Annotated in this window: 10 protein-coding genes; 8 read left to right on the top strand and 2 right to left on the bottom strand. The window is 54.4% G+C overall.

Annotation, left to right across the window (positions count from 1 at the left end; genetic code table 11):
• Window positions 1-229 precede the first annotated feature (229 nt).
• Complete coding sequence (locus tag AC01YT_RS12835; RefSeq protein WP_476676023.1) at window positions 230-712, top strand: DUF4395 domain-containing protein; 483 nt, start codon at window positions 230-232, stop codon at window positions 710-712.
• Window positions 712-1,134: a thioredoxin family protein gene (locus AC01YT_RS12830; protein WP_476676021.1), complete on the top strand. Its 423-nt coding sequence runs from the start codon at window positions 712-714 to the stop codon at window positions 1,132-1,134. The genes AC01YT_RS12835 and AC01YT_RS12830 overlap by 1 nt, the downstream gene beginning before the upstream one ends.
• Here the strand turns inward: AC01YT_RS12830 and AC01YT_RS12825 are convergent.
• Both AC01YT_RS12825 and AC01YT_RS12820 read right to left on the bottom strand, forming a co-directional pair.
• A complete protein-coding gene (locus AC01YT_RS12825; RefSeq protein ID WP_476676019.1) occupies window positions 1,119-1,766 on the bottom strand; it encodes a histidine phosphatase family protein in 648 nt (215 codons plus the stop codon). The two genes, AC01YT_RS12830 and AC01YT_RS12825, sit on opposite strands and share 16 nt — an antisense overlap.
• On the bottom strand, window positions 1,726-3,123 hold the full coding sequence (locus tag AC01YT_RS12820) for an AAA family ATPase (protein WP_476676017.1): 1,398 nt from the start codon (window positions 3,121-3,123) through the stop codon (window positions 1,726-1,728). The genes AC01YT_RS12825 and AC01YT_RS12820 overlap by 41 nt, the downstream gene beginning before the upstream one ends.
• A 194-nt stretch (window positions 3,124-3,317) precedes the next feature.
• On the opposite strand from AC01YT_RS12820, the gene AC01YT_RS12815 reads away from it, so the two are divergent.
• The 6 genes from AC01YT_RS12815 to AC01YT_RS12790 all read left to right on the top strand — a co-directional run.
• Complete coding sequence (locus AC01YT_RS12815) at window positions 3,318-5,075, top strand: HD domain-containing phosphohydrolase (RefSeq protein ID WP_476676015.1); 1,758 nt, start codon at window positions 3,318-3,320, stop codon at window positions 5,073-5,075.
• 44 nt (window positions 5,076-5,119) lie between these two features.
• On the top strand, window positions 5,120-5,986 hold the full coding sequence (locus AC01YT_RS12810) for an alpha/beta hydrolase (RefSeq protein ID WP_476676013.1): 867 nt from the start codon (window positions 5,120-5,122) through the stop codon (window positions 5,984-5,986).
• An 84-nt stretch (window positions 5,987-6,070) separates the two neighbouring features.
• Window positions 6,071-10,174, top strand: coding sequence for a preprotein translocase subunit SecA (locus AC01YT_RS12805; protein WP_424911986.1), 4,104 nt, complete (start codon window positions 6,071-6,073; stop codon window positions 10,172-10,174).
• Window positions 10,175-10,263: 89 nt separating this feature from the next.
• Window positions 10,264-11,523 carry a 30S ribosomal protein S1 gene (locus AC01YT_RS12800; RefSeq protein WP_424911985.1) on the top strand — a complete coding sequence of 420 codons (1,260 nt, stop codon included), beginning with the start codon at window positions 10,264-10,266 and terminating at the stop codon, window positions 11,521-11,523.
• 66 nt (window positions 11,524-11,589) lie between these two features.
• Window positions 11,590-12,687, top strand: a complete 1,098-nt coding sequence (locus AC01YT_RS12795; protein WP_476676010.1) for a dipeptidase — start codon at window positions 11,590-11,592, stop codon at window positions 12,685-12,687.
• Window positions 12,688-12,695: 8 nt separating this feature from the next.
• Window positions 12,696-13,198: hypothetical protein (locus AC01YT_RS12790; RefSeq protein WP_476676008.1), on the top strand; the 503-nt coding region annotated here is incomplete at its 3' end.

Raw genomic sequence — 13,198 nt, 5'->3', positions numbered from 1 at the left:
TCTTGAGCTCTTTTGTACTTAACCCTTGCAATTATTGCGATATATTTTATAATTTTCATCATGATTTATCGCTTCGCTATGATCATGGTCATGTGTCCGTGTAAGGCGCGGAGATGGCAACCGCCGGCGTAGGTTTGTGTGTTGTCCTTGTGGCTATACCGAGCGGTTGCTCTCCCCTATCCAGAGCAACCGCTTGTTTTATCTGATCGCTTTCTGGAGGTGTCTTATCATGACCAATCTAAAACCCGTTGATCATACCGCATTACGCACCAACCAAGCTACCATCATTCTACTTCTGGTGCTGGGATACGTCTTCAACCAACCCCTATTGGTGGCATTCGTAGCGTTGTTTATGCTCGGTGGCACCGTAATCGGTCGTCCAGGTTTTGGATGGCTTTATCAAGGTGTGTTCAAACCTCTGGGGATTCTCAAACCCGAGGTCCTTCAAGACAATCCCGCACCCCACCGATTTGCCCAGGGATTTGGGGGCAGCGTCGTGGCAATTGCGGCAATCGCCCATTTTGCCGGTGCCCAAACGTTGGGTTGGATCCTGGCCTGGGTTGTAGTTGGCTTGGCTGCGCTCAACCTATTTCTGGGATTTTGCGCCGGTTGCGCGGTTTATTACTTCCTTAACCGCCTAGGCGTGCCCGGCTTCACCCAAGCCCCACCTCCTGGCACGCGCCCCGGTTTCCGCCCACCACGCCAGGCATGATGAACACAGACGTTCTATTGCGGCTTCTCACAGCCCTGCTTATCCTGGGGGTAGGGATTGTCGCATTCACCCTGGTTAACCGTTGGTTGTTATGGCGAGCACGACGTGAGCTCTTAATGCCACCAGGATTTTACCTTGGGAAACCCGCCATTCTGTATTTCACCACCCCGGAGTGCGTGCCGTGTAAAACCTTGCAACGTCCTGCCCTACAGCGCGTTCGTGAACAACTGGGTGAAGCCCTACAAATTATCGAGATCAATGCTTATGACCATCCCCAACTGGCTGACCAATGGGGCGTTTTCAGCATCCCGACCACATTTGTATTGGACTCCCAAGGTCATCCCCGCTTCGTCAACCGCGGCGTGGCAAGGGAAGAACAATTGCTTCATCAAATTGCCCAAGTGACTCAGGAACGTGGTTGAGACGACCCGGGGTTGATGCCCGGCACAGGTAAAGAAGGCCATTCCAGTTCGGGGGTTCGGTTGATGAACAGCACCTGCGGCCCCTTCTCCCCCAAAAGAATCGCAGAAAGGGACGCAGGCGCAATAATTAAGCGGTGAAGGTCATCCAGCGTCATGTTGAGAAAATGTAACAATGACAAGCGGATCACATCGGCATGAGTGACACAGGCAATTATTCCTTCAACCGCCAGGCTTTCCAGCTCGGCCACAACCCGCTGCTGAGCTTCGGATAACGCTTCGCCTCCTGGAAAACGTACCCGCGAAGGCGTGGCTTGCAACACCCGCCAGAGTTGTGTTCGCTGCAATTGTTTATACGACCGTCCTTGCCATCGGCCAAAATTTATCTCATTCAGACCTGGACGGATCTCCACCTCTAATCCCAACGCACGAGCCAATGGTTGGGCAGTTTCCACCGCGCGTTCCAGAGGACTGGTATAAAGTGCCTGCACCGGCATCCCTAACAGCATCCGGGCAAGCGCCAGGGCTTGCTGCTGCCCACGTCGGTTCAGGTGCACCCCGGGCAAACGACCTGCCAGGCGGCGGTACATAACATCATTCTCGGCGTGGCGAATCAGGAGCACAATCTTGGTCATCGGCATCTTCGGGAAACAATTGGGATTTATCTGCAGCGGCCTGTGCTGCTCGCCAGCGCGCCAGACGCGCAGCGATTTCCGCCTCATAACCTTGATCTGAAGGTTGGTAGAAAATCCGCCCAACCAACTGATCCGGCAGGTATTGCTGAGGAATAAAATGCCCAGGAAAAGCATGAGGATATTGGTAGCCTTCGCCATGCCCGAACCCCTTGGCATCCCGGCTACTATCCATCAAATGGCGGGGCACTGGACCGGGCCCTTCTTCCTGTACCAAACGCTGCACCTCAAAGAATGTGGTAGCCGTATTGGACTTCGGCGCTGTGGCCAAGTAGAGGGTAGCCTCAACAATGGGATAGATACCCTCTGGCATACCTACATATTCAAACGCATAAGCAGCAGCGGCCGCTACCAGTAGCCCGTGCGGATCGGCTAGTCCAATATCCTCCCCAGCCAGGATAAGCAGCCGACGCAGGATAAAGCGTGGATCTTCACCTGCCGTAATCATGGTAGCCAACCAGTAAAGAGCCGCATCCGGGTCAGAACCGCGCACCGATTTTATAAAAGCCGAGATCGTGTCATAGTGGGCGTCGCCCTCACGCCCATAATGGATGGCACGCTGCTGAATCGCTTCCTCAGCAATCTCGCGGGTAATGTGGATCACTCCATTCGCGTCCGGTGGAGTAGTTTCAACAGCCAATTCCAGCGCATTCAATAAATTGCGCGCGTCGCCGCCCGCAGTGCGCAGCCATAAAGCCCTCGCTTCCGGGTCAATGAGGACCTTGCGCCGACCATATCCTCGCTCAGGATCATGCAATGCGCGCTCCAGCACTTGCTCCAAATCCGCCTCGCTCAAGGGCCGCAGTTCAAAGATGCGAGAACGCGAAGCCAGCGCCGGAATGACATCAAAGTACGGATTTTGGGTGGTTGCGCCAATCAGAGTGATTAAGCCGCTTTCAACGTGCGGAAGCAGGGCGTCTTGTTGCGCCTTATTCCAGCGATGTACTTCATCAATAAAGAGGATCGTGCGGCGACGGTACAGTTTGCGCCGTTCGGTGGCCTCTTCAATCACCTTCCGTAAGTCGGCCACACCAGCCAGTACCGCCGAAATGCGCTCAAAGTGGGCTTCGGTATGACGAGCAATGACCTGCGCCAGGGTGGTTTTACCGCTTCCTGGCGGCCCGTAGAGAATGATAGAAGTCATCAAGTGATCAGCCTCGATGGCACGGCGCAATAATCGCCCCGGCCCAATGATATGATCTTGCCCTACGATTTCGTCCAGGGTACGGGGACGCATCCGCACGGCAAGCGGTGCTTCGGTGCTCATATCTTGTTCCATGGCATGATTAAACAAATCCATGTTTTCATTTTAACATATCTAGCCTCAGAGGCTATCCTTGAACACCTTTTTGGAATAGAATAGAAGGGCACATAACAAAGCCGGTGATAACGATTACTCACGCTTCCCCAACTCTGTTATAACTCCGCAGGGGGAGAGTATAATCTCACCTTTGCTGTACCATCACCAGATTTGAGGCATGATTGGATTAACCAATGGCCTACCCACCTCTCCTCTTGCTTATCTCGACGTATGCGCTTTATGCGTTCCTTTCGATTATTTGTAACACAGCGGATGCACCTCACCCAATTACCGACGTAACGATTCATCATATCATCAACTTGATCCTGCCCGATTGGCAAACGTTACAGCCTTATGTTTTCGCCGCCGGGCTGCTGACTGGTTTATTACTGCTCAGTTTGATCGCCTTATTGGAATTGCGTCGCCGCCTGAACCAGCGCACAAATGCACTGCGCCACAGCGAATCCCGTTATCGCACGTTGGTAGAAAACGCCACAGAAGGAATTCTCGTCATCACGGGTGCAGAGGGGCAAATCGTTTTTGCCAACCCCATGGCTGCCGAGATTCTGGGGCAACCCCTGGTTACGCTGGAAGGATTATCCGTCGCCAATCTGATTCATCCTGAAGATCGCGAACCTGTTATGACGCGTTATTCCGCCCGCCTCCAAGGGGAAAATCCGCCCCCGCGTTATATCATCCGCGTGATAACTGCGCGTGGCGCCACCCGTTGGTTGTTGCTCCATGCCGAGCGCATTAACTGGGAAGACCAACCCGCCGTTCTCGTCATGTTCTCCGATATTACCGAACGCCAGGAAGCCGAGTTCTACGTCAACGAAAAACTACGCCAAATGGCAGCCCTGCGGGCTATTGACACCGCCATCATCAACCACACCGAGATGACCACCGTCCTGACCACCATCCTCCGGGAAGCGCGTGCAGTCATTCCCATGGATGCGGCGGCACTCTGGCTCCTCGATCCAGAGCAAAAGTACTTGAATTTGGTTGCGGCGGAGGGCTTTCAACATCTTCAACCCCAATTCCAACGCTCACTGAGCCAGGATCCATGGGCTTGTGAGGTAATCACCACTCGCAGACCGTTTCAACTTCTAAAATTAGATGTACACGCTCTTCCTTCCGAGATTCGGAACTTGTACCAGATGGAAGGTTTTCAGGCCTATCTGACTGCCCCGTTGGTTGCGCATGGCAAGATTTACGGTCTCTTTGAGCTTTTCTACCGTTCGCCGCTGGAGACCCCTCCTGATTGGCTTCCCTTCTTTGAGAATCTGAGCACCCAAACCGCTGTGGCGGTAGAGCACGTACGATGGTTTCAAGCCCTACAAGACGCCAACCGCCGCCTCACCCAAGCCTATGAAGCCACCATCGAGGGCTGGGCTGCCGCGCTAGAGTTACGTGATGGCAGTCTGAGCGGGCACTCCCGCCGTGTTGCCGAGTGGAGCGTGGCTCTGGCCAAAACCCTTGGGCTGGAAGGGGAGACCTTGTCTCATATCTGGTATGGAGCCCTGCTCCACGATATTGGGAAGATGGGTATTCCAGATGCTATCCTGCAAAAAGAAGATGATCTCACCCCCGAAGAATGGGATCTCATGAAACGCCACCCGGAATACGCGTTACGTTTTCTGGAGGGAATCGAATTCCTAAGACCTGCTTTGGACATCCCTTATTACCATCACGAACGGTGGGATGGAAGCGGTTACCCTAAAGGCTTGCGTGAAGAACAGATCCCTCTTGCCGCGCGCATCTTTGCCGTGGTAGATGTTTGGGATGCCTTACGCACACCCCGCGTCTATCGTCCTGCCTGGGATGACCACACCATCGCCGAATATTTGCGTCGCGAGAGCGGGCGCCTTTTCGACCCCTACATAGTAAGCAAGTTCCTCTCTCTGTTGGAAAACCAGGGCTATATTACACGTTTGCAATGGTCAAAAAACTAGTCCGGTGTCTGACACTAGGGATCCTGGGCCTGGGATGGCTGGGAATGATCCTGTCTTGCCAGTCCATCCTTCCCCCACCCCCACCTGATGAGGTCTTAACGACAACCTCTTCCCCTGCCGGTCTCGAGCCTAACGCTTTTTACACACCCTCTCCTGCCACTCTTTCCACACCAACGTCCAGCATAACGCCCACTCCTTGTACCGCAGGAAGGGTGGAAACCTACACCATTGAACCCACCCCTATTGGTAAGCCCTTACGGTTCCGGGTTTATCTTCCACCTTGTTATGACTCCCACGCCACGCCGGGTTACCCCGTGCTTTACCTTCTCCACGGCCAAGGCAGCGATGAAACTCTTTGGATGGATTTAGGCCTCCCCCAACTTGCAGATCAGTTGATGGGACGTGGTCAGATCCCTCCGTTCCTCATCGTGATGCCCTACGAGGAATATGCACTCCGTGACCCTCAACAATCAACCTTTGGCCAGACGATTGTTGAGAACCTCATCCCCTGGGTGGAAGGTCATTTCGCCGTCTGCCTCGGCCCAGGTTGCCGTGCATTGGGCGGCATCTCCCGCGGCGCCGGATGGGCAATCCATATTGCCATTCAACATCCAGATTTATTCGTTGCCATCGGTGCGCATAGTGCGGCGCCCTTCTGGGGTGATGATTTACGCCTCTATTACCGCACCACCGACTATCCTCCCGAGCGATGGCCGCGCTTTTACTTCGACAGCGGTGCGCAAGATCGCTATCTCAAACCGGCCCAGGCATTCGTCAATCGTCTTGTCGAACTTGGCATATCCCATGAATGGCATCTCAATCTTGGGGAACATGATTTTGCGTATTGGCAGAATCACCTTGAGGATTATCTCAGGTGGTATGCCATTCAGTGGCAGATGTCTAGTCCCTAATCATTCACCAAGGGCTAAAAAGCGGGGGTAAGGTTGTGCTATAATCTCCCCCTAGCAAGTCTTTTTTAAGGGAACTGAGGGCATATGTTCAAGAATCTGATTCGGGTGCTAAGCGGCGATCCAACGCGGCGAGAACTCAATCGTCTCACTCGCCTGGTGGAACGCATCAACGAACTAGAAAAAACGTTTGAATCCTATAGTGATGACGCACTACGTGACCAAACCGAGGTGTTTCGCCGCCGATTGCGCGAAGCCACCTCCGGTATTGAAGATGCGCAGGAACGCTATCAGGCTGAGCAGGTCGCACTGAATGAGATTCTGCCTGAAGCCTTCGCGGTTGTTCGCGAAGCGTCCAAGCGCACGTTGGGGTTGCGCCATTACGATGTGCAACTTATGGGTGGCATCGTCCTCCATGAGGGCAAAATCGCTGAGATGCGCACTGGCGAAGGTAAAACGTTGGTGGCGACCCTACCACTTTACCTCAACGCACTCACCGGGCGCGGCGTGCACCTCGTCACCGTCAACGATTATCTGGCACGACGTGATGCGCGCTGGATGGCGCCCATTTACGATTTACTAGGGCTCAAGGTCGGCGTCTTGCAAATGGCCGCGCGCACCGAGAACGGCAAAAAAGCCTTCCTGATTGATTTGGAAAAATCCTCGCCTTTTGAGGACCAGCACCAGTTGCGCCTGGTGGATCGGGCTGAAGCTTATCGCGCCGATATCGTTTACGGCACCAACAGCGAGTTCGGGTTTGACTACCTGCGTGATAATCTCGCCATGCGCCTGGAAGATCGGGTACAACGCGGTCATTATTATGCCATCGTGGATGAGGTGGATAACATCCTCATTGACGAAGCCCGCACGCCGTTGATCATCTCCGGCCCAGCGGCTGAAGAGACCGAGTGGTACGTGCGCATGGCGCAAGTGGTACGCCAGTTGCACGAAGAAGATTATGAGATCAACGAACGCGATCGCACCGTTACCCTGACCGAAGTCGGTAAAGCCCATGTGGAAGCCCTTTTAGATATGGCGTTGGGTGATCCCGACCGCCCTGAAGACATTACGCCAGAGCAAGCTCGCATCCTGGGCTACCTGGAACAAGCGCTTAAGGCGCAATTCTTGTTCAAGCGCAATAAAGATTACATTGTCCAGGGCGGCAAGGTCATTATTGTGGATGAATTTACCGGACGTCTGATGCCCGGGCGACGCTGGTCTGAAGGCCTGCACCAGGCGGTTGAAGCTAAAGAAGGCGTTCGGGTCGAGCCCGAGAACGTCACCTACGCCACCATTACGATTCAGAATTACTTCCGCATGTACCAGAAACTGGCCGGTATGAGCGGCACGGCGGTCACCGAGGCTGAAGAATTCAGCAAAATCTATAAATTAGAGGTCATGCCCATCCCGACCAACTTGGAATACCTGGCCATGCAGCCTGACTCGCCGCTGATGGAAATTACCGCTAAGGACGAAGACGGTTATAAATTCACGTATTATGCGCACCGTGATGATCCGCTCAAGCGTCCCGTCTATTGGAAGCGCAAAGACTATCCTGATGTTGTCTATCGCACTGAGGAAGCCAAACTGCGTGCCATTACCCTGGAAATTCTTCGTTATCATGTGTTAGGGCGTCCACTTCTGGTCGGTACAACCTCGGTCGAGCATTCCGAACGGCTTTCACAGCGCCTACAACCTGAACTACTACGTCGCCTGATGCAAGTTCTACTGGTGCGCCAGGCCTGGCTGGAAAAACATAACCGGCAGGAAAGCGAAACGGCAATACCGGAATTGCAGTTCCTCAACAAACCCCTCCCGGAACTCAACGTTGGGGAGTTGCGTCAGTTTGCGCGTAGCGTGGGGATCACCTCCCTCAATCCTGAGGATGCAGGTAACTTGGAGCGCCTAATATCATGGCTAGGCGTGCGCGAAGAAGATCGCCCCCGCCTGATTCGGGTTTTGCAGGGGGGTATCCCCCATCAGGTGCTCAATGCCCGTAAACACGATGAAGAATCCCAGATCATTGCCCGCGCTGGTGCCTATGGTGCTGTAACCATTGCCACCAACATGGCTGGTCGCGGTGTGGATATCAAACTGGGTGGTGAACTGCGCGAGGAAGTTATCCGTGATGTCGTGCGTGTCTTGCGTCGCAATGGATTCGCCAACGCATACGAGATGAGCAACGAGGAACGCCGGCAAGCATTACAAGGGTTGCGTGAAGAACAATATGGTATTTATGCCGAGGCTGTCCACGCCTTCCTAAAGTACATGGATGAGATGGAAAAAGTGCGCGCTCTGGGAGGCTTGCATGTCATCGGTTCGGAGCGCCACGAAGCGCGCCGTATTGACAATCAGTTGCGCGGGCGCGCTGCGCGTCAGGGCGATCCAGGTTCATCGCGCTTTTATCTTTCCCTCGAGGACGACCTAATGCGCCTCTTCGGCGGTGAGCAAGTTGAAGCCATGTTGCGCCGCTTCAACTTTGACGAAAGCCTGCCCATTGAGCACGGCTTGGTTTCACGCATCGTTGAGCAATCGCAAACCCGAGTCGAGGGAATGAACTTCGACGTACGCAAGCATTTGCTGGAATACGATGACGTATTGAACCTGCAGCGCAAACGTATCTATGCCCAACGCGATCGCGTCTTCACCAAGGAAGACCTCAGTGAAGACGTCACCGAGATGCTACGGAGCGAAATTCAGGCGCGTGTCCCTGCCGCTCTGCGTGATGCTGAAGGCCCCTGGCGCTTGCTCGCTTATCTCGAAGAGATTCAGCCCCCTATTGACGCCAACGGCCTCTATCACCCCTCATATACCCTGCGCCTCGTATTAAATCAACTACGCCAACGCCTACCCGAGGGCGCTGTCAGCCGCGAGCAATTGATCACCGCACTGCTAGAGATTGCCCAGCAAGCCCTGGAAGCCGAACACGAGCATCTCTATCACATTGTGGAAAACCTGCTGGAACGGGCCGAGGAAACCTTCGAGGCACAATTAAGTGAGCGCCTCGAAGCACTCTCTACCTTCTTTGAAGGATTGGAAGATCGCCTGGCTGAAAGTGAAACCCCGCCTCGCCCGCAGGCATTGCTGGAGGAATTACAATCGCTGGTGCGCACTCCATTCCGCCTCACCCCCGAACAGCAGCGCCGCCTGGTCGCCGATGAGGATGGTCGTGAAGATCTAGAGTCCGTGCTGCGCGAACAAATCGAAACCCACCTTCAGAGCACCGCGCTCAACCGCCTTCTAGGGGCGTTGCAACAACGGGTAGAAAACTGGACCTTGCGCCCGGTGGACGTGTTAGGCCTCACTTGGGACGACGTTCGACGCCAAGTGTTGGACGCCCTGGAAACGGCGTTTGACCTGCGCCTGAACCAACTCATTGGCGAGGAAGGGCAAATCCGGCGCGACCTGAATACGGCTCTTGAGAAAGCCAGTGGTAACCTTCTCATTGATGAACGGGGGTTAATGGGGTTGCTGCTTCTTATGATGCAAGGCACACGTCTGGCGTTTGATCGTCGCACCCATCGCCGCGGTCAAATGCGCTACTTGCGCCTTACTTACATCTACTACGCAGCACGATTGCTGGCCGATCAATCCTCTCAGGCACTCACCGCTGACATCTTGGACCATCTTGAAACGGCCCAAGAGGTTTTGCGCCATATTTACGGACGGTTTGAATTCAACCGCCTGGCTCAAACTCAAACCACCGTGGGCCAGTTGCACCCCAAAATCCTAGAACGCCTAAGCGCCGAGTACGGCGAAGACTACGTTGAAGCGCTCCGTAGTCGGCTCTTGGAAGAGTTGGGTGATGCTGATCGCGAAAACATCACTGAGATCCTGGGTTGGCGCTTACAAAACGAAATTTATCGTGATCTTTTGCTCGGCGTCATCTCTCAAATGTGGGTAGACTATTTGACACGCATTGAAGCCCTACGCGTCTCGATTGGCTTAGAGGCCTATGCCCAACGTGACCCTCTGGTTCAATATAAGAGTCGCGCTTCTGAGATGTTTGAAGAATTACTAGGTGAAATTCGCGCCGGTGTGGTGACCCGTATGTTCACCGCCCAACCTACCCGCAGCATGACCGCCACCGTAGAACGCGAACGAGTAGAACTCACTTCCGACACCACGGTATCGGCACCTGCCAATCAACCTGAATCGGCAGCCACGCGCAAGAAACGGCACCGTCACTAATCTCTCTAAATCTTATCGGCGAGGGTTGCCAATCACGTTATTCACCTTTATAATGAGAACAATCTTTTCAGGCGGAGTATTTGAATCGTATGAACTATCATGAGACCTCATCGGAGCAGGGGGTGTTCCCCGAAAACCATGCTAATGACAACAATATGGCCTCCCTCTTGGAGCAGAGTCTGGGTATTGATTTCCCTAAACGGGGTGAGATTCGCGAAGGTGTAATCGCCAGCATTAATCCCGAACAAAAACAGATTTTGGTTAGTGTAGGCACAAAATCTGAGGGTGTCATCAGTGGGCGTGAATTTGAGCAAATTCCCCACGACGAACTAGCAAACCTTGAAGTCGGCCAACGCATTCCCGTGTACGTCCTCGACCCAGAAGATCAGAATGGGAACGTAGTGCTTTCCTACACACGTGCCCGCGATGAAGTCGCCTGGCGCGAGGTAGAAGAACTGCTCCGTTCCAAAAAACCGGTGCACTCCAAGATTGTGGGCTACAACAAGGGTGGCCTGATCGTGCCCGTGAGCGGCCTGCGTGGCTTCTTGCCAGCCTCTCAGGTCAGTCTCACCCGCCGCGCTATGGCTACCGGCGATTCCCCTGAGGAACGCTGGGGCAAGATGATTGGGCAGGAAATTGATGTGGTTGTCATCGAGGTGGATCGGGAACGCCGCCGCCTGATCGTCTCAGAACGCGCCGCCAGCACCGAGACGCGCGAATCTATCAAGGAACGCGTGATCGAAGAATTACAAGAAGGGCAAGTTGTCACAGGGCGAGTTACCAGCTTGGCCGATTTTGGTGCCTTTGTCAATATCGGTGGCGCCGATGGTCTGGTACATCTCTCTGAAATCTCCTGGGATAAAATCAATCACCCGAGTGAGGTGCTCAAAGTCGGGGATGAGGTCCAGGTCAAGGTCATTTCCATTGACCGCGATAAAAAGCGCATTGGCTTATCCATCCGCCAACTTCAGGAGGATCCCTGGGTACGGCGGGTCTCAAAGTACAAAGTAGGTCAACTGGTCGAAGCAAAAATCACCCGCCTGACAAAGTTCGGTGCCTTCGCGCAAATTGAAGGCCAGGAAGATCTGGAAGGTCTGATTCATGTCTCCGAATTGAGCGAGAAACGCGTGGAACACCCCAAAGAGGTGCTGAAAGAAGGTGAAATTGTCACCTTGCGCATTATCCGCATTGATCCCGAAAATCATCGCATAGGGTTGAGCCTACGACGAGTGGATTCAATGGCATACGCGGATATTGATTGGTCTGCACTAGAAGAAGTTATCGAAGAGGTTGACACCTCAAGCGAAGAAGACGAGTCATCATCAACCGCTGAGTCCACAGCAGCCTGAACGACAACGCCAAAATGGGGGAGCGCACACGTTTTGTGTGCGCTCCTTGCATCCAGGCACCTCCCCATGACATTACTCATTGACGGACATCAAGATATTGCCTACAACGCCCTGACGTTTGGGCGGGATATCCGCCGCTCCGCCCTGGAAACCCGCCAGCGCGAGGCCAACACCTGGATCCCCGCTGCAACCGGTGAGACATTATTGGGTTGGCCCGAATACCAACAAGCCCAGGTAGGGCTGATTCTTGCCACGATCTTCCTCACCCCGGCCCGCTACAAAGCCGGCAATTGGGAAACCCAGGCTTATGAGACCCCAGACGAAGGACACCGCCTGGCCCAAGCCCAACTGGCCTGGTACCGAGAGTTGTTTGAGCGCGATCCGGACCTTTTCCGTCCGGTAACCAGCCGCAGTGATCTTGAGACCGTGGTACGTCCTTGGCAGCAGAACCCTGCCCGCTACCCCGACCTCACCCATCCGGTAGGACTGATGCTCACCTTGGAGGGTACCGAGTGGATGCAGACGCCGGATGAATTAGCCCAATGGTACGATCACGGGGTTCGCCTGGTGGGCATGGTCTGGGCGGGGGATGAACGCTGTGGTGGAATGTATTACCGCGGCGGGTTAAGCCGGGAAGGCCGGCGTTGGCTGGCAGCACTGGCAGAACTGGGCTTTATCCTGGATATCACTCATATGAGTGAAGCCGCAGCGCTGGCTGCGCTGGAACGTTACGAAGGGGTTGTGGTCGCCTCACACAGCAATGTGCGTGCCTTACTCTCCGAAGATCCCTATGAGCGGCATCTCTCTCCCCCACAAATTCGAGAACTGATCCAGCGGGATGGTCTGATTGGCGTCCTCCCCTTCAATCGCTACTTGCGCCCCGAATGGAAAAACGGCGATCCACGTGAGCAGGTGCGGTTAGAGCACTTAATCGCCCACATTGATGCCATCTGTCAAGCCGCTGGTGATGCCTATCATGTAGCGCTGGGAAGCGACTTTGACGGTGGTTTTGGTTATCCGGCTGTCCCACTGGAGATCAACACCATCGCCGACTTGCCCAAACTGGCCGAGGGTTTGGCTCAACGTGGTTATACTTCCACCGATATTGCGGCCATCTTTCACGCCAACTGGCAACGCATTTTAGAACGTGCCTTGCCGGAGTAAGCCCACCCATGACCAAAAGCCCTATTTCACAACTTGAAACCCAAGTCAGCCAAGAACCCCCTACTAGTCCCTTACCGTATTCGCGGCGGCGGATTCGCCTGGGATTGTCCCTAACCCTGGCAGGCTTTGTGATCTTCTTGATTGGGGCACGCCCTAGCCTGTTCGGCCTGGACCGCAGCCCCGTAATCGGCTTCGTCCAGATTGCCGTCTTCTTAATTGGGTTGGCCATCATTTGCCTGGGCGGATACATTGCTCTAATGGCACTGTGGAAAAACCGCCAACCCAGCATCGCCGCCGATATCGGATTACGCTTGGTTAGCACAGGATACGTTATCGCCGTTTTCTCCGGAATGGCGGATGTGTTCGGTGCCGGGAGCCATCCCTTACCCGGCGTGCCCTACTTCGGCCCCTGGCAAGCCCGGGGCGTAGAGATCGGTCAGGCGATTATCGCGCTGGGATTTCTGCTCCTCATCCCTTACCGGCAGTCAAACCCTGAATCATCCTCCCCAAC

Source organism: Thermanaerothrix sp., from assembly GCF_056331585.1.
This window is presented reverse-complemented; position numbering and strand designations above follow the sequence as displayed.

Bases quoted from the DNA above. Each gene is read 5' to 3' on its own strand.
- AC01YT_RS12835 (WP_476676023.1), top strand. From the start codon at position 230: ATGACCAATCTAAAACCCGTTGATCATACCGCATTACGCACCAACCAA.
- AC01YT_RS12830 (WP_476676021.1), top strand. From the start codon at position 712: ATGAACACAGACGTTCTATTGCGGCTTCTCACAGCCCTGCTTATCCTG.
- AC01YT_RS12825 (WP_476676019.1), bottom strand. From the start codon at position 1,766: ATGACCAAGATTGTGCTCCTGATTCGCCACGCCGAGAATGATGTTATG.
- AC01YT_RS12820 (WP_476676017.1), bottom strand. From the start codon at position 3,123: ATGGATTTGTTTAATCATGCCATGGAACAAGATATGAGCACCGAAGCA.
- AC01YT_RS12815 (WP_476676015.1), top strand. From the start codon at position 3,318: ATGGCCTACCCACCTCTCCTCTTGCTTATCTCGACGTATGCGCTTTAT.
- AC01YT_RS12810 (WP_476676013.1), top strand. From the start codon at position 5,120: ATGATCCTGTCTTGCCAGTCCATCCTTCCCCCACCCCCACCTGATGAG.
- AC01YT_RS12805 (WP_424911986.1), top strand. From the start codon at position 6,071: ATGTTCAAGAATCTGATTCGGGTGCTAAGCGGCGATCCAACGCGGCGA.
- AC01YT_RS12800 (WP_424911985.1), top strand. From the start codon at position 10,264: ATGAACTATCATGAGACCTCATCGGAGCAGGGGGTGTTCCCCGAAAAC.
- AC01YT_RS12795 (WP_476676010.1), top strand. From the start codon at position 11,590: ATGACATTACTCATTGACGGACATCAAGATATTGCCTACAACGCCCTG.